Source organism: Enterobacter cloacae complex sp. CDL013, from assembly GCF_049238805.1.
Lineage (GTDB): Bacteria > Pseudomonadota > Gammaproteobacteria > Enterobacterales > Enterobacteriaceae > Enterobacter > Enterobacter hormaechei_C.
The window spans coordinates 444,383-465,565 of the sequence record NZ_JBMKGT010000004.1 but is presented as its reverse complement, the minus strand read 5'-3'; the positions used below and the strand labels follow the sequence as shown (position 1 = coordinate 465,565).

The window sequence follows — 21,183 nt, the reverse complement described above, 5'->3', positions numbered from 1 at the left end:
TTTTGGTAACGCCCATAAAGAAAAAAGGCACGTCACAAGTGACGTGCCTTTCGGAAGCTTAGCCTGAACGGTTACTGTTCGCTTTCATCGGTATATCGTTTCGCTTTATATGCCGGGTGCATCAGGTTCTGGGCGGAGAAGATATCGTCCAGTTCGGCTTCGGTCAACAATCCTCGCTCGAGAACCACCTCACGTACGCTCTTACCGGTTTCGGCACAAATCTTCCCGACGATATCGCCGTTGTGGTGGCCGATGAAGGGGTTGAGGTAGGTGACGATGCCGATGGAGTTATAGACGTAGCCTTCACACACTTCTTTATTCGCGGTGATGCCGTTAATGCATTTTTCCAGCAGGTTGTAGCAGGCGTTGGTCAGAATATGGATAGATTCAAACATCGCCTGGCCAATCACCGGCTCCATCACGTTCAGCTGGAGCTGACCGGCTTCGGAGGCCATGGTGACGGTCGTATCGTTACCAATAACCTTGAAGCAAACCTGGTTCACCACTTCTGGCACCACCGGGTTCACTTTAGCTGGCATGATGGATGAACCCGCCTGCAACTCTGGCAGGTTGATTTCATTCAGGCCAGCGCGCGGACCGGAGGAGAGCAGGCGCAGGTCGTTACAGATTTTGGACAGTTTCACCGCCAGACGTTTCAGGGCGCTGTGCACCATCACGTAGGCGCCGCAGTCTGAGGTAGCTTCAATCAGGTCTTCCGCAGGCACAACCGGCAGGTTGGACACTTCAGCCAGCTTCTGTACCGCCAGTTGCTGATAGCCATCTGGCGTGTTCAGGCGTGTACCGATGGCGGTTGCGCCCAGGTTCACTTCCAGCAGCAGTTCGGACGTACGCAGCAGGTTTTTCGTCTCTTCGTTCAGCAGCACGTTAAACGCGTGGAATTCCTGTCCGAGGGTCATTGGCACCGCGTCCTGCAACTGGGTACGGCCCATTTTCAGAATGTCCTGGAACTCAACGGCTTTACGCTGGAAGCCATCGCCCAACTGATTAATCGCGTCGACCAGTTTAACGACAGAGGCATACACCGCGATGCGGAAGCCGGTTGGGTAGGCGTCGTTGGTGGACTGACATTTGTTAACGTGGTCGTTAGGATTCAGGTACTGGTATTCACCTTTCTGATGACCCATCAGCTCCAGGCCGATGTTTGCCAGCACTTCGTTGGTGTTCATGTTGACAGAGGTGCCCGCGCCGCCCTGATAGACGTCGACCGGGAACTGATCCATGCATTTGCCGTTGTTCAGCACCTCATCGCACGCGGCGATAATCGCATTTGCAGCGCTTTTAGGAATGGTTTGCAGCTCTTTGTTCGCCAGAGCCGCGGCTTTTTTTACCATCACCATGCCACGCACAAATTCAGGGATGTCGCTGATTTTGCTGTTGCTGATGTAGAAGTTTTCAATCGCTCTCAGAGTGTGAACACCATAGTAGGCATCCGCTGGAACTTCCCTGGTACCCAACAAATCTTCTTCGATACGAATGTTGTTTAACATGTGAACCTTCTTTTCAAGCTGCCGATGGATTGTACTAAACACACAGTATATATGTGGTTTTGAATATTTTATGACCGACGATTATTCCCTCAATCGGCCAGATGTTCGAGATCATATGCTGATGATAGCGAATTGCCGTAAGCTGGATCACTTATTATCGACCCGATTTCATGATAATTATTAATCTGTGAAATATGTCACCGCTTTAATATTTCCAGAAAAAATATCCGTGCAAACCGATTGAAATTTGGCTAACCGTCGCCATCTCTTATCTACGCGCTTCGCGAACACATTCAGTCAGGGGCCTGAAGGCGCCTGCCACACAGGAGATGCCAGTGCGCTGGATACCATTTATTGCTTTCTTTCTTTATGTTTACATTGAAATTTCGATTTTCATCCAGGTTGCCCATGTGCTGGGCGTCCTGCTGACGCTGATTCTGGTGATCTTCACCTCCGTCATCGGCATGTCGCTGGTGCGCAATCAGGGTTTCAAAAATTTCCTGTTAATGCAGCAGAAGATGGCCGCAGGCGAAAGCCCGGCCGCCGAGATGATCAAAAGCGTGTCGCTGATTATTGCTGGTTTGCTGCTGATCCTGCCGGGCTTCTTTACAGACTTCCTCGGCCTGCTGTTGCTGTTGCCGCCGGTGCAGAAGCACCTGACCATGAAGCTGCTGCCGCATCTGCGTTTCAGCCGTATGCCAGGCGGTGGTTTCAGCACCGGCCCGGGGGATACCTTTGAAGGGGAATACCAGCGTAAGGATGAGCAGCGCGACCGGTTAGATCATAAAGACGATCGGTGAGTTTCTGGCCCGGTGGCGCTCGCTCACCGGGCCTGCGGAGCTTGCCGCTTCGGTAAAAACACCCACAGTCCCGCCAGCATGACGATGGCGTACACACTCTTCCATCCCACCATCGCCAGCAGCATCAGGCACAGGACACACCCGACAGCCGCCAGCGCCTTAAAGCGTCCTTTCAGTAGCCGACAGCCCGCCAGCATGCACAGCAGGTAGATCATGATGAAAATACCGTTGGCGTAGACAATCAGCGCGTCAAGGTTGATGTCGAGGAGATAAATGGCCAGGGAACTCACCACGCAGCAGCCCAGTACGGTATTCAGCGCATTCACCGGAAGCTGACGCTTTGACAGGCGTGAGAGGGGGCTATCCGGTTTATAAAGTGCCTGAGACCACACCAGCCGGGCGAAGCTCTGAATATAAATGTTGAGGCTGGCAAAGCAGGCGAGATAGCCAATCACGCAGGCTACCCACAGGGCTTTAACACCAAACAGCTGCACCACGATGCCCGGCAGCGACGCGGCGGCGGCTTTCTCTTCACTGAACGCGTTGAAGTGCAGCACCAGTACGGTACAGGCCCAATACACTGTGCCCGCCAGCATCAGGCCAATCATCAGAGCGCGGGGAAAGTCACGCTCGGGCTGTTTAAACTCGGATGCCAGATGAGCGAACGCCTCCAGACCGACGAAACACCAGAACATGACGGATAGTGCAGCGAAAAGCTGTGCGTGGTCGATGTCGTTAATCGCGGGGAAAGGAATATCCGCCACCGTAATGTCACCCGCAAACCAGAGGGCGACGATCAGCGCGACAATTAACACGGCGACCAGCGTTTGCAGATTGGCGCTGGAACTGGCCCCTCGCGAGCCAACCCACCAGACAATCGCCAGCGTACCGATTTCAGCCAGCAGCAGTTGTTCATCGTGCCAGCCAAACAGCGCCTGTCCGAAGCCGGTTGCGATATGCAGGGCTGCCGGAAGGCCAACGGGTATCACCGACAAAAATAGCCAGCCGGTGACACGCTCCATTCGCGGCCCAAACGCCATGCCGACAAAATGCGCTACGCCGCCTGCGCTCGGGAAGTGCCGCCCGAGTATGGCAAAGACAATCGCCACCGGAAACACCAGCACGATCAGCACCGGCCATGCCCAAAGACTGTTATTGCCGGCAACCAACGCCGCCAGCGCGGGAACCGCAAATACCCCCGTGCCTAATAAAGACGTTGAGAGTAAGCCAATGCCCTGCGCCAGCCCCAACTCCTGCCTGAGTCCACTCATTTACCTCGTCCCGCCACCATCAAAAGAGAGTGGATGGTAACACTTTCGCAAATTTTTTTTCGATTACCCCTTGAAGGGGTAAAAAGCTATCCCCATCTCTCAGGGCACTAGCCGGAAAACCGCATGCGGACCGGCGTCATCCATAACTGATAATGACTTTCTCAAAGGAGAGCTATCAATGAGTATTCGTCCGTTACATGATCGTGTGATCGTCAAACGTAAAGAAGTTGAAACCAAGTCTGCTGGCGGCATCGTTCTGACCGGTTCAGCAGCAGCAAAATCAACGCGTGGCGAAATCATCGCTGTCGGTAAGGGCCGCATCCTGGAAAACGGAACTGTGCAGCCACTGGACGTTAAAGTTGGTGACATCGTCATTTTCAACGATGGCTACGGCGTAAAATCCGAGAAGATCGACAATGAAGAAGTGTTGATCATGTCCGAGAGCGACATTCTGGCAATTGTTGAAGCGTAATTAACGCACGAAAACTGTACGAATTTGAGGAAATAAGAACATGGCAGCTAAAGACGTAAAATTCGGTAACGACGCTCGTGTAAAAATGCTCCGCGGCGTAAACGTACTGGCAGACGCAGTGAAAGTCACTCTGGGCCCGAAAGGCCGTAACGTAGTGCTGGACAAATCCTTCGGCGCGCCAACCATCACCAAAGATGGTGTTTCTGTTGCACGTGAAATCGAGCTGGAAGACAAGTTCGAAAACATGGGCGCACAGATGGTGAAAGAAGTTGCCTCTAAAGCGAACGACGCTGCCGGTGACGGTACCACCACCGCGACCGTACTGGCGCAGGCGATCATCACCGAAGGCCTGAAAGCCGTTGCTGCGGGCATGAACCCAATGGATCTGAAACGTGGTATCGACAAAGCCGTCGCTTCCGCTGTTGAAGAACTGAAAGCGCTGTCCGTACCGTGCTCTGACTCTAAAGCCATTGCTCAGGTTGGTACTATCTCCGCTAACTCCGACGAAACCGTAGGTAAACTGATCGCTGAAGCGATGGATAAAGTCGGTAAAGAAGGCGTGATCACCGTTGAAGACGGTACTGGTCTGGAAGACGAACTGGACGTGGTTGAAGGTATGCAGTTCGACCGCGGTTACCTGTCCCCATACTTCATCAACAAGCCAGAAACTGGCGCTGTTGAGCTGGAAAGCCCGTTCATCCTGCTGGCTGACAAGAAAATCTCCAACATCCGCGAAATGCTGCCAGTGCTGGAAGCCGTTGCGAAAGCAGGCAAGCCGCTGGTAATCATTGCTGAAGACGTTGAAGGCGAAGCGCTGGCGACCCTGGTGGTTAACACCATGCGTGGCATCGTGAAAGTGGCAGCGGTTAAAGCACCTGGCTTCGGCGATCGTCGTAAGGCGATGCTCCAGGATATCGCTACCCTGACCGGCGGTACCGTGATCTCCGAAGAGATCGGTATGGAGCTGGAAAAAGCGACTCTGGAAGACCTGGGCCAGGCGAAACGCGTTGTGATCAACAAAGACACCACCACCATCATCGACGGTGTGGGTGAAGAAGCCGCTATTCAGGGCCGTGTTGGTCAGATCCGTAAGCAGATCGAAGAAGCAACTTCCGATTACGACCGTGAAAAACTCCAGGAGCGCGTAGCGAAACTGGCAGGTGGCGTAGCGGTAATCAAAGTCGGTGCGGCTACCGAAGTTGAAATGAAAGAGAAGAAAGCACGCGTTGACGACGCCCTGCACGCGACCCGTGCTGCGGTAGAAGAAGGCGTGGTTGCTGGTGGTGGTGTCGCGCTGGTGCGTGTAGCCGCTAAACTGGCTGGCCTGACTGCTCAGAACGAAGACCAGAACGTGGGTATCAAAGTTGCGCTGCGCGCAATGGAAGCTCCGTTGCGTCAGATCGTGTCCAACGCCGGTGAAGAGCCGTCTGTGGTTGCGAACAAGGTGAAAGCGGGTGAAGGTAACTACGGTTACAACGCGGCAACTGAAGAATACGGCAACATGATCGACTTCGGTATCCTGGATCCAACTAAAGTGACCCGTTCTGCTCTGCAATACGCGGCATCTGTAGCTGGCCTGATGATCACGACCGAGTGCATGGTGACCGACCTGCCTAAAGGCGACGCGCCTGACTTAGGTGCTGCTGGTGGTATGGGCGGCATGGGTGGCATGGGCGGCATGATGTAATCATGCTGTTCTGAACCTCTCAGAACGAGCCCCGGGCAGCAATGCCCGGGGTTTTTTATTATCTTCTACTCAAACGTGCCTTTCACGCACACCACGCCTTCACGCACCATCTGGCGGCCTTTCGCCCAGACCTCACGGATCTTCAGGTCATCCGTCAGCACCAGGAAATCGGCATCGCATCCGGGCGCGATCCGCCCTTTATGCTCCAGACCGAGAAACTCCGCCACGTTACGCGTAAATGGCAGAAGTGCCTCCTCCAGAGGCAGGTGATACCGGCCGACCAGCTGCTGTAGCGTATCAAGCAGGGACTCAAAACCCGCCACGCCAATGCCAACAAGATTACCGTTTGCGTCAAAATTCGGCTGGCTGCCGTTGCCATCCGAGCTGAGCGTGAGCCGGTTAAACGGCACCTGCGCGTCACGGGCCGTCGCGATGGCGGTAGCGGCATCAATGGGCTCACTGATGCTGGTGGTGATGTCGATGTACCCCCCTTCGCGGGCATAGTCCAGTGCGGCGTGGAACAGTGCCTGGGCGCGGTTGACGTGGGTTGGCAGCAGCTTCGTGCGAGGCACGTCGGCGTTATTCAGGATGTTAAGCAGTGGCTCCAGCAGTTTAGGGCTGTTGCCGAGGTTAAATACGGATATCCCCGCTTTGGCGCCCAGCAGCCCGCCGACGCGCGACTGGGCGGCCATATTCGCGAGCTGGTCATCTGCCGGTGCGGAAGAGCGATGGTCAGAAATCGCGCATTTCACGCCAATGATTTTATCAATTAGCGCCACATCCTTTTCGATACTGCCAGTGATCGTCGGAGAAGGCAGGCCATACGCGCCTGTCAGCATCCATGCGCTGATCCCTTCATGCTCAAGTGCCCGCGTTTTCGCCAGCAGCGACTCGGGATGGCGGGTCACGCCGTCGGTGCCCAGCAGGCCTACAACGGAGGTGATGCCAGCCGCCACCAGCGCAGACAATCGTACCTCTGGCGTCCGGGTGTGGGGACCGGCTTCACCGCCGCCGCCAATCAGGTGTACATGCTGATCGATAAACCCCGGGCAAACCACCGCTCCGGCGAGATCGCTTTCAGGACAGTCTGGCCTCATTGTGGCGTGGCCAGCTTTTTCGACTGCGACGATTTTTCCTCCGGCAATCAGCAGATCGCAATGCCCAAGATCCTCGGGAGCGTAAAGCTGCGCATTGCGGAAAAGGTGCGGTTCCAGCACTGAAAAATCCATTTTTATCTCCTCAGAAGAGTAGTTGCATCACCCACATTGAGAGCAGGGCGTTAATGACGCAGACAGCGATGATGTGCGGATAATACTTCGGGTTGACGCCTGCGGTGCCAAGGCAACGGCCCGTGTTTTGCACCGGATTACCCATCAGATAGATGGCGGGCAGCAGGATGGTGGCATCGTGACCGTTGAGCGTGCCGGCAGCGACCAGACTGGCGCAGACCCCCACACCGCCCCCCATGCTCATCACCGAGGCCAGAAGAACCGTTGCCGCCGCACCCGGAAGTCCCCACAGAGCCATGATGGGCTCGCATACCCTGCCGACAATATCCAGCAGGCCGGTTACCTTGAGCGCCTGAATGATAACAAACGCCATGACCACGTTCGGCAGCAGGCTGGTGGTGGCGATGGTAAAGCCGCGGCGGGCGCCATCGATAAACAAGTCCATGATATTTTTACGCGACTGGGCGATCATTTTTCCTCCTGAGCGCAGCGAACTTCCATGTGGGCGATCCACAGTCGCAGAAAGTTCGCGCCAACAAATTTGAACACCAGAATGACGGCAAGCGGCGTGATTACCGGGACGGTAATAAAGGTAAAGAGTGCAGCGCCGTAAGAAAAATAGTTGGTAATAATGGCGCTACCGCTGGTCTGGAAGGTGGCGAAAATGGCGCGCTCATGGTCAGTAATCGCCCCTTCGTTGGTCAACTCTTTGGTCATCCCTGCGGCAGCATCAGTATTTTGCAGGTTGGCGATAAGCGCCAGAGAGCAAATGCCCGGCACGCCGAGCAGCGGGCGCAGAATGGGCGTCATAAGCTGTTGTGCGGCGCGCAGCCCGCCCAGCCCCTCGGTAACGGCAATGATCCCGAGCGATAAAATGACCGAGGGCGCCAGTTCAAGGGCAAACAAAAAACCATCTTTCGCTCCCGTGCCGCCCTCGCCGCGAAACGTCAGCGCACCGTTCACCGGTCCAAAGCTGCCGTTCAGGACGGTAAAATCCAGCACGCGCCACCATTCGGTACTTTTGGCGAAAAAACCTGAGAAAAATACGATGGTGAGCACGAACGCCAGATAGCCCACCCAGGTTACTTTTTCCTCTCCTGAGGATGATGCACTCATGAAACCCCCTTTTTTGAGTCGCGTACAAAAGTTGTACGTCGCATCACTAAAAACGATCGGGGGCTAAAACACGATATCCCAAAGGTTATTATCAGAATTCATTTAAGATGTCGGAGGAGTGCCAGCGGAATCTGGCTCGCAGAAATGCTCAGCATTTTTCTTTTGGTCATCTTTTTAGTATAAGGTTTACACGCGGACAACTACTGTCCAGCTTATTGAAAACGAGGAATAACATGCGCATAAAAGTCTGTGCAGGGATTGTAGGTGCAGCATTGCTGCTGGCGGGTTGTAGCACCAGCAATGAGCTGACGGCAGCGGGCCAGAGCGTTCGCTTTGTGGAAGATAAGCCGGGCAGCGAATGCCAGCTGTTAGGCACCGCCACTGGCGAGCAAAGCAACTGGATGTCGGGGCAGCACGGCGAAGAGGGCGGCTCTATGCGCGGTGCGGCCAATGCCCTGCGTAATCAGGCTGCGGCAATGGGCGGCAACGTGATTTACGGGGTAAGCAGCCCGACGCAGGGGATGCTGTCCAGCTTTGTGCCAACCGCCAGCCAGATGAACGGCCAGGTCTATAAGTGCCCGAACTGATATAACCGTTTGATGGCGCTGCCGCTTTATCTCCAGGGCAGGTAAGCGTAGCGCCACCTGCCTTTTTACTGCTGACGCAGCTGCAAATCCAGCGGCGTCTTACTCGGCTCTCCGCCAATCTCACGTGCCAGCTTCGGCACCATATAACCTGAAACCAGCGTTAACAGCTCGCGCATAATCTTCCGGGCCTCTTCATCTGTCACCATGAAGTGCGCCGCGCCCTGGACGCGATCCAGAACATGCAGGTAATAGGGCATAACGCCCGCATCAAATAAGGCATTGCTGAGATCGGCCAGCACGCGGGCGCTGTCGTTCACGCCGCGCAGTAATACGCTCTGGTTGAGCAGCGTCACGCCTGCCTTTCGCATACGCGCCATTGCCGCACGAAAGTCCGCGTCAATTTCATTCGCGTGGTTGATATGGTTTACCAGCAGCACCTGCAAACGGGACTGCTCCAGGCGCGTGACCAGGGCGTCGGTGATACGCGCCGGGATGACGATCGGTAAACGGCTGTGAATGCGCAGACGCTTAATGTGCGGGATGGTCTCAAGCTGAGTCAGCAGCCAGTCCAGCTCATGATCTTTTGCCATCAGCGGGTCGCCGCCGGAAAAAATGATTTCATCCAGTTCCGGGTGCGCCGTGATGTAGTCCAGCGCCACCTGCCAGTTGCGCTTATTGCCCTGGTTTTCGGCGTACGGGAAGTGGCGACGGAAGCAATAGCGGCAATTTACCGCGCAACCACCCTTAACCAGCAGCAGGGCACGATTGCGGTATTTATGCAGCAAACCCGGTACGACACTGTTCTGCTCTTGCAGCGGATCGGTGCTGTAGCCGGGGGCGGTAATAAACTCATCCTGAGAGGTAAGCGTTTGTTTTAATAACGGATCATCAGGATTGCCCTTTTCCATTCGGGCAACAAACGCGCGGGGAACGCGCAGGGCGAAAAGGCGTTTCGCCTCACGACCTGCACGCAACGCTTCGTGCTGTTCGAGGTCTAAAAGACGCAGCAATTCATCAGGACTGGTGATTACATCGGCAAGTTGCGATAACCAATCTTCTCTGGACGGGGTGTTTAGGGTTACAATATGCGCCATTTTGTGGCTTAGCTACCAGTTAACAAATTTAGAGGGCCTTATGGCAACGTACTATAGCAACGATTTTCGTGCTGGTCTTAAAATCATGATGGACGGCGAACCGTACGCGGTTGAAGCCAGCGAATTCGTTAAACCAGGTAAAGGCCAGGCATTCGCACGCGTAAAGCTGCGCCGCCTGCTGACCGGTACCCGTGTTGAGAAAACCTTCAAATCTACTGACTCCGCTGAAGGCGCTGATGTTGTCGATATGAACCTGACTTACCTGTACAACGACGGTGAGTTCTGGCACTTCATGAACAACGAAACCTTCGAGCAGCTGTCTGCGGACGCAAAAGCGATTGGTGACAACGCCAAGTGGCTGCTGGATCAGGCTGAGTGCATCGTGACCCTGTGGAACGGTCAGCCTATCGCGGTTACGCCTCCGAACTTCGTTGAGCTGGAAATCGTTGAAACCGATCCAGGTCTGAAAGGTGATACCGCAGGTACTGGCGGCAAGCCTGCCACCCTGTCTACCGGCGCTGTGGTGAAAGTGCCACTGTTCGTACAGATCGGTGAAGTGATCAAAGTGGATACCCGCTCCGGCGAATACGTATCCCGCGTGAAGTAATTTACGTCGTGATGTAAGGCGCAGCGCCCGCTGCGCCTGATTTTGCAGGCAGGGAAGATGAAACGTACCGTTAAAATTCTGCTTCTGTTAGCGCTCTCCAGCGCAATTCTCTCCGGTTGCAACACCGCGCGTGGCATGGGTGAAGATATCCAGGATCTCGGCCATATCATTTCCCATGCGGCCAGCTAATTCCGTCTAATTTTCCTAAAAATTCTTCCTTTTCCGTCAAACGACAAGATCTTGTCTATTCTTAAGTTGCTATACACAAAATAACTTTGGCTATAAAAGGAAGATATTATGGTTAAGAAAACAATTGCAGCGATCTTTTCTGTTCTGGTGCTTTCTTCGGTACTGACTGCATGTAACACCACCCGTGGCGTAGGGGAAGATATCTCCGACGGTGGTAACGCGATTTCTGGCGCAGCAACCAAAGCTCAGAACTAATGAAAGCGACGGTACGGCAGGTCATTTCACCGTACCGTCAATTCTCCACTTCCTGTAGCGATAAAAACGGGGAGTAGCGCGTATCCATATGTAGCTTCATGCGGATATTGCGTTTGTACGTGTACACCGTTTTTCCGTTAATGCGCAGATTGCTGGCAATTTTCTGGTTGCTCGCGCCATCCATCCACAGGCTAAGAACTCTCTCTTCCTGACGCGTCAGTAACGGTGCCGCCATCTCCGGAAGCTCCGCGCTTGCGCATGACGTTAGCGCGTCATTTATCACCGCCGCTAGTTTTTCCAGATCGGTATTTTTGGAAAGAGAAGACCATATCGGGAACTGCGCCAGATAATCTGTCATCTCTTGCTCCTGGCCTGATTGCAGCATAATAAAAGGCAATGTTTCGCTGGCAATCAGCAGGGAGGATAGCTGCTGAAAATGGTGTAAATCCTGCCGGAAGCCAGATAAATCAGCGATGACCAGCGCAGGTTTCCATTGCAGGATATGCTCTCTGGCGAGGAAAAGATTATTTACCCCGGTTACGACGAAATGACCCGAAAACAGGTCTGAATGATTGACCCAGGCTTCAAATCCCGTGCGGGTGAAGTGACAACGGTCAATCAAAAGAATTTTAAACATAAAATTTTCGCAGTCGGCTAGTGGTTTGGCTTCCTGCCATCAGAAAGCCTATCATCATAGAGAAGTCGGATGAGTCATAAATGCCTGAACTCCGTGTCTTACTGAGGCTATTTCTTGCCTTAACATGTTCAGCAGAAAAAGTTTGAAAAAAAATTCCATGCTAACCAAAATATAAGGCGCAACCTCAGCCTTGCGGGACGACCCGTAAGCGCTTCATTCATCGGGGACGGCCCCAACTTGTCGTTAAGTTAAGGAGCCTGATATGTCCTGGATCGTTCTTGTTATTGCCGGTTTGCTCGAAGTGGTATGGGCAATTGGCCTGAAATATACCCATGGTTTTACCCGCCTGACGCCCAGCGTCATCACTATCGCCGCAATGATTGTCAGTATCGTCATGTTGTCATGGGCGATGCGAAGCTTGCCAGTCGGAACGGCTTACGCTGTCTGGACGGGAATTGGCGCGGTAGGGGCTGCCATTACCGGTATTCTGCTGCTGGGGGAGTCTGCGAGCCTGGCGCGCATCGCCAGCCTCGCGTTAATCGTCGCGGGTATCATCGGGTTAAAACTCAGTACCCACTAATGCGGCTGTTTTACCCAGAGTAATTTCGTCACGTCAAACCCTTGCCGGGTCGCTATGTCCAGCATCTGCAGTTTCATTTCCGCCGGGATCGTTGGCGTGCGGGAGAGGATCCACAGATAGTTGCGATCCGGCCCACACACCAGCGCATGGCGGTACTCTCTGTCCAGCGCAATGACGTTATACCCGCCGTAGAATGGGCCGATGAAAGAGACTTTCATGGCCGCGCGGTTAGACGCGCCGGTGAAATAGGCCTGACCAACTGACTGCTGCCACATCTGGCGATCCGGGTTATAGCCGCGGTTAATGACCCGGATCCCGCCGTCATCCATCGCGCTGTAGTTGACCGTGACTTTTTCTAAGCCCCGTTCGAACTGATGGTCCATTCGGGCGATTTCATACCAGGTGCCGAGGAAGCGCTGTGCGTCGAAATTACTGACTACCGTGACGCCAGGCGGAGGAGTAGGGGAACTGCAAGCAACCACTAAAAACGCGGCTGTTACTGCGGCAATAACAGGCAGAATGCGCATAGGAGTTTCCTTACTGTTTTTTGTTAAGTGTAGATGACAGCAGGGAAAATGCGGGAGATTGTGTAGGGGGTTTTGCCGGGTGGCGGCTTCGCCTTACCCGGCCTACAAAGTTCACGCGTTGTGTAGGCCGGGTAAGCGCAGCGCCACCCGGCAATGTTTTACTGTAGCGCCTCGAGGATATGGTATGCCGCCTCAACGCGTGCCGGGTTCGGATAGCTTTTATTCGCGAGCATTACAATACCGACCTGCTTTTCAGGAATAAAGGCCACGTAGCTGCCAAACCCGCCAGTAGAACCCGTTTTATGGACCCAGGACGCTTTGACCGGGGGAGCCGGTGGATTCACTTCTGCCACGGGTAACGGCGCCAGCGCTACCTTACTGTCGCTGCCTTCGACCACCGTGTTGGCCTCCACGGGCCAGTTGAGCATCTCCCAGCCCAGACCCTGATACATTGACCCGATACGCCAGTAGCGCGACTGCGCCAGCGCGATGCCCTGCTTAAGTGAGGCATCGGCAACCTTCTCCGGCGCCATGTTTGCCATGACCCAGTTCGCCATATCCTGCACGTTGGTTTTCACGCCATAGGCTTGTGCATCCAGCATTCCCGGCGAAACGCGCACCGCTTTACCGTCACGATAGCCCCAGGCGTAATGCGCCTCTTCCGCTTTCGGAACGTTAATCCAGGTATGGTCCAGCTTGAGCGGCTTAAGGACCCGCGTCGTCATGGCCTGCTCATAGGGCATGCCGGAAGGTTTGACCGCCAGCGCACCAAAAAGACCGATGCTGGCGTTGGCGTAAAGACGCGTTGTGCCAGGCTTCCACTGCGGCTGCCAGTTTTGATAAAAGCGCAGCAGGGAGGCGTTATCCGTGACCTCATCCGGTACCTGTAGCGGCAGGCCGCCAGCGGTGTAGGTGGCGAGATCCAGCATACGAATACCCTGCCACTGCTTGCCCGTCAGCTGTGGCCAGTATCTGGTCACCGGATCGTCCAGCGAAATTTCACCGCGAGCAATGGCATCCCCACCTAAAACGCCGGTGAAGGTTTTACTTATAGAACCCAGCTCGAACAGGGTCTGAGGCGTAACGGGTTTATTCGCCGCGATATCGGCCTTGCCAAACGTGTAATAGTGCGATTTTCCCTGATAAATAACGGCCACCGCCATGCCTGGAACAGACTGGGCTTTCATCAGCGGGGTAACCGTATTCGCGACCACCTCCGCCAGCTGTTTTTCTGATACTGGCGCGGCGAGAGCAGAGCAAGAGAGGCCGAGCAGCAGGGCGCAGCAAAGGGATTTTTTCATCATCAGTAATCTTCCGTAATAGCGAGTCAAGGGGATGTCCGGGCCCGTCAGACAGGCGTAGTCTGTTAGATTTGACTGTGTCTGACAAACGGTTAAATTTAGCATTAGCTGTTAATTTTTCTAACGGAAGAGACCATGACGCGAAGCTATCTCCCCCTCAATTCGCTTCGGGCTTTTGAAGCCGCCGCGAGACATCTCAGCTTTACGCATGCGGCCATTGAGCTGAACGTGACCCATTCAGCCATTAGCCAGCATGTGAAAACGCTGGAGCAGCACCTGAACTGTCAGCTGTTCGTTCGCGTGTCGCGCGGGCTGATGTTGACTACCGAGGGTGAAAATTTACTGCCGGTGCTGAATGATTCTTTCGATCGTATAGCCGGAATGCTGGATCGCTTCGCTAACCATCGTGCGCAGGAGAAGCTGAAAATCGGCGTGGTGGGTACATTTGCCACCGGGGTTTTATTCTCGCAGCTGGAGGATTTTCGCCGTGGCTATCCGCACATCGATCTTCAGCTTTCCACCCATAACAACCGCGTTGATCCGGTTGCCGAAGGGCTTGACTATACGATCCGCTACGGTGGCGGGGCGTGGCACGGCACCGAGGCTGAATTCCTTTGTCATGCGCCGCTCGCGCCGCTGTGTACGCCCGATATCGCCGCCAGTCTGCACAGTCCGGCCGACATCCTCAGGTTTACGCTGCTGCGCTCTTACCGACGCGATGAATGGACCGCGTGGATGCAGGCGGCCGGCGAGCATCCCCCTTCGCCAACGCACCGCGTGATGGTATTTGATTCGTCCGTGACCATGCTGGAGGCCGCTCAGGCAGGGGTGGGCATTGCCATTGCGCCTGTCGATATGTTTACCCATCTGTTAGCCAGCGAGCGCATTGTACAGCCCTTTGCGACGCAGATTGAGCTCGGCAGTTACTGGCTGACCCGATTGCAGTCCCGGGCAGAAACGCCAGCCATGCGCGAATTTTCCCGGTGGCTGGTGGAGAAGATGAAAAAGTAAAAAGCCCGCCGGATGGCGGGCCTGTTCAGTCAGATGGTGACCACGGCAATCAACGTGACGACCGTCAGAATGGTCGCCAGACCGTAGAAGACCCATTTACCGCTTGGCACATGGATTTTCAGATCGTGCATCGCATGGTGGATACGGTGCAGACCACACCACAGCGGCAGGACGATCATCAGGAAGATGAACACGCGGCCAATAAAGCTGCTCGCAAAGGCCAGTACGCGCTCATAGCTCAGCGCATCGCCCGGGAACAACCCCAGCGGCAGCATGATCCCGACCAGCAGGATAATGACCGGGGCAATAATGGCGCTCCACATGCCGCCTGCGCCAAACAGCCCCCAGAAAACCGGCTCGTCTGAACGTTTTGGATTTGGATTGATCACAGTAGTCTCCTTACCAGAACAGTGCGACAAACAGAATGACCACAGAGACAACTGCTGTCACTGCCCAGAGCCCTTTAATGACCGGCTCTGGCCCCATTTTTTCGCCTTTTACAATGATGTTCGCTGCTTTTGGCGCCAGTTCAAACCAGGTTTTGGTATGAAGCAGCGCGGCGGCGAGCACAATCAGGTTCAGTACTACGATGATTGGGTTTTGCAGGAAGCCCACAAAACTGGCCCAGGCTTCCGGGCCGTGCTTGAGGGCATACACCCCGTACATCAGTTCGAGGCTGAACCAGACCGCGGGAACTGCCGTGCCTTCACGCAGCATATAGAAGCGATAAAACGGCAGTTTTTTCCACCAGGTGGACGGCATTGGTCGCACGTAGGCTTTGCGTTTAGTCGTCATCATGCACTCCTTAGCGTGGTTTCAGGGTAGCGATAAGAAAGTCTTTCGAGCTTTCCACCTTACCCTGCTGAATGGCGGCGGCCGGGTCGACATGCTTCGGACAGACTTCGGAGCAGTAACCGACAAACGTGCAGGTCCAGACCCCGTTCTGGCTGTTCAACTGGGCCATACGTTCTTTTTTGCCGTGGTCGCGGCTGTCTTCGTTATAGCGGTGCGCCAGGGTAATGGCGGCCGGGCCGATAAACTCAGGGTTCAGGCCAAACTGTGGACAGGCGGCGTAGCACAGGCCGCAGTTGATGCAGCCGGAGAACTGATGGTATTTCGCCATCTGCGCGGGCGTCTGAGTGTTTGGCCCCTGATCCGGTGTGCGCGGGTTGCCGATGATGTACGGCTTAATCGCTTCGAGGCTTTCGATAAAGTGGGTCATGTCGACCACCAGATCGCGCTCAATCGGGAAATTGCCCAGCGCTTCAACCTTGATGCCTTTGGTGTAATCACGCAGGAAGGTTTTACACGCCAGCTTTGGCACCTTGTTGACCATCATGCCGCAGGAGCCGCAAATTGCCATGCGGCAGGACCAGCGGTAGCTCAGGTCTGGGGCCAGGTTATCTTTGATATAGCCGAGCGCATCCAGCAGGGAGGTTTGCTCGTCGTAAGGGACTTCATAGAAAGCGCTATGCGGCGCGGCGTCCACTTCCGGATTGTAGCGCACCACTTCAACTTTCAGTTTTTGCATCTCAGCCATTCGCCTTCTCCTTCTTATCGGCGGCTTCTGCTTCTGCACCGTACACGCGTTTCGCCGGTGGCAGCGTGGTGATTTTCACGTCGCTGTAGTCCAGACGGGTGGTGCCATCCGCATCGCGCCAGGCGAGAGTGTGTTTAAGGAAATTGACGTCGTCACGTTCAGTGCAGCCCTCATCCAGACGCTGGTGCGCGCCGCGGGACTCTTTACGCGCCAGGGCGGAATGGGCCATACATTCTGCGACGTTCAGGCCGTGGCCCAGTTCAATGGTATAAAGCAGTTCGGTATTGAATACGCTGGAAGTGTCGGTGATACGCACGCGCTTGAAGCGCTCCTGCAACTCCGCCAGCTTATCGACGGTTTTCTGCATCAGCTCTGGCGTACGGTAGATCCCGCAGCCTTCTTCCATCGACAGCCCCATTTCGTCGCGGATCTTCGACCAGTTTTCGTTACCTTCCTGGTTCACCAGGTCTTTCAGGCGTTTTTCGACGTCTACAACCTGCGCATCCAGCGCCGCGCTGTTAGCTTCACCTGCCGTTGCGGCACGCTCCACCGCACGTTCGCCCGCCATGCGACCAAAGACCACCAGCTCAGCCAGCGAGTTCGAGCCCAGACGGTTTGCGCCGTGCAGACCGACGGAGGAACACTCGCCCACCGCAAACAGCCCTTTGATGCGGGTTTCGCACTGCTGATCGGTTTCGATGCCGCCCATGGTGTAGTGCGCGGTTGGACGCACCGGGATCGGTTCTTTCACCGGATCGACGCCCACATACGCTTTCGCCAGCTCGCAGATAAACGGCAGACGCTCCAGCAGTTTCTTCTCGCCGAGATGACGCAGGTCGAGATGCACCACGTCGCCGCGCGGCGTTGAGATGGTGTTGCCTTTGCGCCACTCGTGCCAGAAAGCCTGAGAGACTTTGTCGCGAGGGCCGAGTTCCATGTATTTGTTTTTCGGCTCGCCAAGTGGGGTTTCCGGACCCATGCCGTAATCCTGCAAATAGCGATAGCCGTTTTTGTTGACCAGAATTCCGCCTTCGCCGCGGCAGCCTTCCGTCATCAGTATGCCGGAGCCCGGTAGGCCGGTTGGGTGATACTGGACGAACTCCATATCACGCAGCGGGACGCCGTGGCTGAGCGCCATGCCCATACCGTCACCGGTGACGATGCCGCCGTTGGTGTTGTAGCGGTATACGCGGCCCGCGCCGCCCGTTGCCATCACCACCGCATTAGCGCGGATCTGGACAAGCGTGCCTTCCATCATGTTCATCGCCACCAGTCCGCGCGCATGACCGTCGTCGACCAGAATGTCGAGAACGAAATGTTCGTCAAAGCGCTGGATTTGTGGGAACTGGAGGGAGGTCTGGAACAGGGTGTGCAGCATGTGGAAGCCGGTCTTATCGGCGGCAAACCAGGTGCGTTCGATCTTCATGCCACCGAAGCGGCGGACGTTGACGCTCCCGTCCGGACGGCGGCTCCACGGGCATCCCCACTGTTCCAGCTGGGTCATCTCCGTTGGGCAATGGTGCACGAAGTAATCAACGACATCCTGTTCGCAAAGCCAGTCGCCCCCTGCAACCGTGTCGTGGAAATGGTATTCGAAGCTGTCATGATCCTGCGCGACGGCAGCGGATCCTCCTTCTGCGGCTACCGTGTGGCTGCGCATCGGATAGACTTTTGAAATCAATGCGATTTTAGCGTTCGGATTGGCTTGTGCCGCAGCAATTGCAGCGCGTAATCCAGCCCCGCCAGCGCCTATTACGGCAAGATCGGCTTGAAAAGTTTGCACGACATTCCTCCAGATTTTTGTTTTCCCGCAACGCGATGAGCTAAAGGACGTTCACCTGCCCGAACGGGCGATTGCGGAAGCGATTCCACTGCTCCTTTATGGGTAAAACAGTATAACCGCGTAGAAGTGAGGGAAATTTGACGTGTTCGATTTTTTTGCTGTTCTGTGCGGTGATTTATCATCGTGATTAATGAATGGCGTCACAGTATTTCTCTGTGCAATGAAAAGGGACTTTTACTGTGCAAAATTTGTCTCTGCCCCGGCTTGCGAGTAGACTTCGTGCCCTTGTCTGAAAACGGAGAAATAACTCATGAGCGAAACGGCCACCTGGCAGCCGAGCGCATCCATTCCAAACCTGCTAAAGCGCGCAGCAATTATGGCGGAGATCCGCCGTTTCTTTGCCGACCGCGGCGTCCTGGAGGTGGAAACGCCGTGCATGAGTCAGGCGACGGTCACGGATATTCATCTGGTCCCGTTTGAAACCCGTTTTGTTGGCCCAGGCCACTCTCAGGGCATGAATCTGTATCTGATGACCAGCCCGGAATACCATATGAAGCGTCTGCTGGCGGCCGGGTGTGGTCCGGTCTATCAGCTGTGCCGTAGCTTCCGTAATGAAGAGATGGGCCGACACCATAATCCGGAATTCACCATGCTGGAGTGGTACCGCCCGCACTACGACATGTATCGTCTGATGAACGAAGTCGACGATCTGCTGCAACAGGTGCTGGATTGCGCGGAAGCTGAAACGCTCTCCTATCAGCAGGCCTTCCAGCGTCATCTGGAAATTGATCCGCTGTCGGCTGATAAAACACAGCTGCGTGAAGTGGCGGCAAAACTGGATCTGAGCAACGTGGCGGATAACGAAGAGGATCGCGACACGCTGCTGCAACTGCTGTTCACCTTTGGCGTTGAACCGCAAATTGGTAAAGATCGTCCGACGTTTGTCTATCACTTCCCGGCCAGCCAGGCCTCGCTGGCGCAGATCAGCACCGAAGATCACCGCGTGGCGGAACGGTTTGAGGTGTACTTCAAAGGCATTGAGCTGGCGAACGGTTTCCACGAGCTGACCGACGCGCGCGAACAGCAGCAGCGTTTCGAGCAGGATAACCGCAAGCGCAACGCGCGCGGTCTGCCGCAGCAGCCGATTGACACCAACCTGCTGGAAGCGCTTAAGGCCGGTTTGCCGGACTGCTCCGGCGTGGCGCTGGGTGTGGATCGTCTGGTCATGCTGGCGCTGGGTGCCGAGCAGCTGGGCGATGTGATTGCCTTTACGGTCGATCGCGCCTGAAAAAATGCCGGGTGGCGCTGTCGCTTACCCGGCCTACTCGGTCATTTAACACTGCCACATTAAAAACTGCTCTTTTCGCTATACACGGGTCTTTTTCTTAAATTGCCTCGGATAGCCACAATATTTGTCTGGTCATCTGCTACCATCCGCGCAGTTTAATTCCGTTTCGGATGGTTATATGTCTCACTCACTCAAAAAAATGACCCTTACCGGGCTCATTCTGATGATTTTTACGTCAGTCTTTGGCTTTGCCAATAGCCCGTCCGCGTTTTATCTGATGGGCTACAGCGCGACGCCGTTTTATATCGTTTCCGCTCTGTTCTTCTTTATCCCGTTTGCGCTGATGATGGCGGAGATGGGCTCGGCGTACCGGAAAGAAGAGGGTGGCATCTATTCGTGGATGAACAACAGCGTCGGTCCGCGTTATGCGTTTATCGGTACGTTCATGTGGTTTTCATCCTACGTCGTCTGGATGGTCAGCACGGCGGCCAAGGTCTGGGTGCCGTTCTCAACGTTTCTCTTCGGTGCGGATAAAACGCAGGTCTGGTCTCTGGCGGGGCTGAGCTCCACGCAGGTGGTCGGTATTCTGGCGGTGTGCTGGATGGTGGTGGTCACGCTGGTGGCCTCGAAAGGCATCAACAAAATTGCCCGTATCACTGCCGTTGGCGGTATTTCCGTGATGTGCCTGAACCTGGTGCTGCTGCTGGTCAGCATCGCCATTCTGTGCCTGAACGGCGGGCATTTCGCACAGGAAGTCAACTTCGTTTCATCGCCTAATCCGGGTTACCAGTCCGGACTGGCCATGCTCTCCTTCGTGGTGTTTGCCATCTTTGCTTACGGTGGAATTGAAGCCGTGGGCGGCCTGGTCGACAAAACCGAAAATCCGGAAAAGAACTTCGCCAAAGGCATTATCTTTGCCGCCATCGTCATATCCATTGGCTACTCACTGGCGATTTTCCTCTGGGGCGTCAGCACCAACTGGCAGCAGGTACTGAGCAATAACACTACCAACCTCGGCAACATTACCTACGTGTTGATGAAAAGCCTGGGGGTGACGCTGGGCAACGCCATGGATCTCGCGCCGGAAACGTCGGCCACCCTGGGGATCTGGTTTGCGCGGATTACCGGTTTGTCGATGTTCCTCGCCTATACTGGCGCGTTCTTCACGCTGATCTACTCGCCGCTGAAAGCGATTATTCAGGGGACGCCAAAGGCGCTGTGGCCTGCACGTATGACTCAGCTGAACGCTTCCGGTATGCCTGCCAACGCGATGTGGATGCAGTGCATGCTGGTGTGCGTGTTCATTCTGCTGGTGTCCTTCGGCGGTGATACCGCGTCGGCGTTCTATAACAAGCTGACCCTGATGGCAAACGTATCGATGACGCTTCCGTATCTGTTCCTGACCCTGGCGTTCCCGTTCTTTAAGGCGAAGCAGGATCTGGAACGACCGTTTGTGATCTTCAAAACCCGTGCGGCGACGCTGCTGGCGACCACTGTTGTGGTGCTGGTCGTCGCGTTCGCCAACATTTTTACCGTCATTCAGCCCGTTGTTGAGGCAAATGACTGGAACAGCACGCTGTGGATGGTTGGCGGACCGATCTTCTTCTCGCTGCTGGCAATGGGGATTTATGAGCATTACCGTCGTCGCTCGACGGCCTGTGTAGCAGAAGTGGCATAAAGGATTGACCCCCTCCCGATGGG

At 55.1% G+C, this 21,183-nt stretch carries 24 protein-coding genes; 11 read left to right on the top strand and 13 right to left on the bottom strand.

Annotated elements, in window-relative coordinates:
• Positions 1 to 71 precede the first annotated feature (71 nt).
• Entirely contained in the window at positions 72 to 1,508 is a 1,437-nt protein-coding gene (gene aspA / locus ACOTXD_RS10570) for an aspartate ammonia-lyase (RefSeq protein ID WP_003855923.1), read from the bottom strand.
• A 335-nt stretch (positions 1,509 to 1,843) separates the two neighbouring features.
• Here aspA and ACOTXD_RS10565 point away from each other — a divergent pair, with 335 nt between their 5' ends.
• Positions 1,844 to 2,308 carry an FxsA family protein gene (locus ACOTXD_RS10565; RefSeq protein WP_003855925.1) on the top strand — a complete coding sequence of 155 codons (465 nt, stop codon included), beginning with the start codon at positions 1,844 to 1,846 and terminating at the stop codon, positions 2,306 to 2,308.
• 23 nt (positions 2,309 to 2,331) lie between these two features.
• Here the strand turns inward: ACOTXD_RS10565 and yjeH are convergent, their stop codons facing one another.
• Positions 2,332 to 3,579 carry an L-methionine/branched-chain amino acid transporter gene (gene yjeH, locus ACOTXD_RS10560; protein WP_058691871.1) on the bottom strand — a complete coding sequence of 416 codons (1,248 nt, stop codon included), beginning with the start codon at positions 3,577 to 3,579 and terminating at the stop codon, positions 2,332 to 2,334.
• 178 nt (positions 3,580 to 3,757) lie between these two features.
• Here yjeH and ACOTXD_RS10555 point away from each other — a divergent pair, with 178 nt between their 5' ends.
• Complete coding sequence (locus ACOTXD_RS10555) at positions 3,758 to 4,051, top strand: co-chaperone GroES (protein ID WP_003855929.1); 294 nt, start codon at positions 3,758 to 3,760, stop codon at positions 4,049 to 4,051.
• A 40-nt stretch (positions 4,052 to 4,091) separates the two neighbouring features.
• A complete protein-coding gene (groL, locus tag ACOTXD_RS10550; RefSeq protein WP_003855930.1) occupies positions 4,092 to 5,738 on the top strand; it encodes a chaperonin GroEL in 1,647 nt (548 codons plus the stop codon).
• A 65-nt stretch (positions 5,739 to 5,803) separates the two neighbouring features.
• Here groL and iadA read toward each other — a convergent pair whose 3' ends face one another.
• The 3 genes from iadA to ACOTXD_RS10535 are packed head-to-tail and all read right to left on the bottom strand — an operon-like array spanning position 5,804 to position 8,083.
• Positions 5,804 to 6,967 (bottom strand): beta-aspartyl-peptidase, encoded by a 1,164-nt coding sequence (gene iadA, locus ACOTXD_RS10545; RefSeq protein WP_421766409.1) that lies wholly within the window; start codon positions 6,965 to 6,967, stop codon positions 5,804 to 5,806.
• A gap of 10 nt (positions 6,968 to 6,977) precedes the next feature.
• Entirely contained in the window at positions 6,978 to 7,439 is a 462-nt protein-coding gene (locus ACOTXD_RS10540; protein ID WP_032661233.1) for a YjiG family protein, read from the bottom strand.
• Positions 7,436 to 8,083 (bottom strand): nucleoside recognition domain-containing protein, encoded by a 648-nt coding sequence (locus tag ACOTXD_RS10535; RefSeq protein WP_126501086.1) that lies wholly within the window; start codon positions 8,081 to 8,083, stop codon positions 7,436 to 7,438. The genes ACOTXD_RS10540 and ACOTXD_RS10535 overlap by 4 nt, the downstream gene beginning before the upstream one ends.
• 233 nt (positions 8,084 to 8,316) lie before the next feature.
• Here ACOTXD_RS10535 and ACOTXD_RS10530 point away from each other — a divergent pair, with 233 nt between their 5' ends.
• Positions 8,317 to 8,670 carry a DUF4156 domain-containing protein gene (locus ACOTXD_RS10530; protein ID WP_003855938.1) on the top strand — a complete coding sequence of 118 codons (354 nt, stop codon included), beginning with the start codon at positions 8,317 to 8,319 and terminating at the stop codon, positions 8,668 to 8,670.
• A 65-nt stretch (positions 8,671 to 8,735) separates the two neighbouring features.
• Here the strand turns inward: ACOTXD_RS10530 and epmB are convergent, their stop codons facing one another.
• Positions 8,736 to 9,764: an EF-P beta-lysylation protein EpmB gene (epmB, locus tag ACOTXD_RS10525; protein ID WP_003855939.1), complete on the bottom strand. Its 1,029-nt coding sequence runs from the start codon at positions 9,762 to 9,764 to the stop codon at positions 8,736 to 8,738.
• Between the two features lie 40 nt (positions 9,765 to 9,804).
• Between epmB and efp the strand changes: the two genes are divergently transcribed.
• The 3 genes from efp (at position 9,805) to ecnB (ending at position 10,815) form a co-directional block, all read left to right on the top strand.
• A complete protein-coding gene (gene efp / locus ACOTXD_RS10520) occupies positions 9,805 to 10,371 on the top strand; it encodes an elongation factor P (protein WP_003855940.1) in 567 nt (188 codons plus the stop codon).
• A gap of 57 nt (positions 10,372 to 10,428) precedes the next feature.
• Positions 10,429 to 10,560, top strand: a complete 132-nt coding sequence (locus ACOTXD_RS10515; protein WP_003855941.1) for an entericidin A/B family lipoprotein — start codon at positions 10,429 to 10,431, stop codon at positions 10,558 to 10,560.
• Positions 10,561 to 10,668: 108 nt separating this feature from the next.
• Entirely contained in the window at positions 10,669 to 10,815 is a 147-nt protein-coding gene (ecnB, locus tag ACOTXD_RS10510; RefSeq protein ID WP_003855942.1) for a lipoprotein toxin entericidin B, read from the top strand.
• Between the two features lie 37 nt (positions 10,816 to 10,852).
• Here the strand turns inward: ecnB and ACOTXD_RS10505 are convergent, their stop codons facing one another.
• The gene (locus ACOTXD_RS10505) at positions 10,853 to 11,452 is read right to left on the bottom strand and encodes a helix-turn-helix transcriptional regulator (protein ID WP_022650247.1); all 600 of its coding nucleotides are present in this window, start codon (positions 11,450 to 11,452) and stop codon (positions 10,853 to 10,855) included.
• Positions 11,453 to 11,714: 262 nt separating this feature from the next.
• Here ACOTXD_RS10505 and sugE point away from each other — a divergent pair, with 262 nt between their 5' ends.
• Complete coding sequence (gene sugE, locus ACOTXD_RS10500) at positions 11,715 to 12,032, top strand: quaternary ammonium compound efflux SMR transporter SugE (RefSeq protein ID WP_003855944.1); 318 nt, start codon at positions 11,715 to 11,717, stop codon at positions 12,030 to 12,032.
• Here the strand turns inward: sugE and ACOTXD_RS10495 are convergent.
• Together ACOTXD_RS10495 and ACOTXD_RS10490 are read right to left on the bottom strand one after the other, a co-directional pair.
• On the bottom strand, positions 12,029 to 12,559 hold the full coding sequence (locus ACOTXD_RS10495; protein ID WP_048209718.1) for a lipocalin family protein: 531 nt from the start codon (positions 12,557 to 12,559) through the stop codon (positions 12,029 to 12,031). The genes sugE and ACOTXD_RS10495 overlap by 4 nt on opposite strands.
• Before the next feature lie 158 nt (positions 12,560 to 12,717).
• Positions 12,718 to 13,863, bottom strand: a complete 1,146-nt coding sequence (locus tag ACOTXD_RS10490; RefSeq protein WP_048209719.1) for a cephalosporin-hydrolyzing class C beta-lactamase ACT-69 — start codon at positions 13,861 to 13,863, stop codon at positions 12,718 to 12,720.
• A 132-nt stretch (positions 13,864 to 13,995) separates the two neighbouring features.
• On the opposite strand from ACOTXD_RS10490, the gene ampR reads away from it, so the two are divergent.
• A complete protein-coding gene (gene ampR, locus ACOTXD_RS10485) occupies positions 13,996 to 14,871 on the top strand; it encodes a LysR family transcriptional regulator AmpR (protein ID WP_047054051.1) in 876 nt (291 codons plus the stop codon).
• A gap of 29 nt (positions 14,872 to 14,900) precedes the next feature.
• Here the strand turns inward: ampR and frdD are convergent, their stop codons facing one another.
• Genes frdD through frdA form a run of 4 tightly spaced genes read right to left on the bottom strand, consistent with a single transcriptional unit; the run spans position 14,901 to position 18,194 of the window.
• The gene (frdD, locus tag ACOTXD_RS10480) at positions 14,901 to 15,260 is read right to left on the bottom strand and encodes a fumarate reductase subunit FrdD (RefSeq protein WP_000609653.1); all 360 of its coding nucleotides are present in this window, start codon (positions 15,258 to 15,260) and stop codon (positions 14,901 to 14,903) included.
• A gap of 10 nt (positions 15,261 to 15,270) precedes the next feature.
• Complete coding sequence (frdC, locus tag ACOTXD_RS10475) at positions 15,271 to 15,666, bottom strand: fumarate reductase subunit FrdC (RefSeq protein ID WP_003855953.1); 396 nt, start codon at positions 15,664 to 15,666, stop codon at positions 15,271 to 15,273.
• A gap of 10 nt (positions 15,667 to 15,676) precedes the next feature.
• Positions 15,677 to 16,411 (bottom strand): succinate dehydrogenase/fumarate reductase iron-sulfur subunit, encoded by a 735-nt coding sequence (locus ACOTXD_RS10470; protein ID WP_003855955.1) that lies wholly within the window; start codon positions 16,409 to 16,411, stop codon positions 15,677 to 15,679.
• Positions 16,404 to 18,194, bottom strand: a complete 1,791-nt coding sequence (gene frdA / locus ACOTXD_RS10465) for a fumarate reductase (quinol) flavoprotein subunit (protein WP_023324036.1) — start codon at positions 18,192 to 18,194, stop codon at positions 16,404 to 16,406. The genes ACOTXD_RS10470 and frdA overlap by 8 nt, the downstream gene beginning before the upstream one ends.
• A gap of 310 nt (positions 18,195 to 18,504) precedes the next feature.
• On the opposite strand from frdA, the gene epmA reads away from it, so the two are divergent.
• Together epmA and yjeM are read left to right on the top strand one after the other, a co-directional pair.
• Complete coding sequence (gene epmA / locus ACOTXD_RS10460) at positions 18,505 to 19,482, top strand: elongation factor P--(R)-beta-lysine ligase (RefSeq protein ID WP_003855960.1); 978 nt, start codon at positions 18,505 to 18,507, stop codon at positions 19,480 to 19,482.
• Positions 19,483 to 19,660: 178 nt separating this feature from the next.
• Positions 19,661 to 21,160 carry a glutamate/gamma-aminobutyrate family transporter YjeM gene (gene yjeM / locus ACOTXD_RS10455; protein WP_061856182.1) on the top strand — a complete coding sequence of 500 codons (1,500 nt, stop codon included), beginning with the start codon at positions 19,661 to 19,663 and terminating at the stop codon, positions 21,158 to 21,160.
• The last annotated feature ends 23 nt before the right edge of the window (positions 21,161 to 21,183 follow it).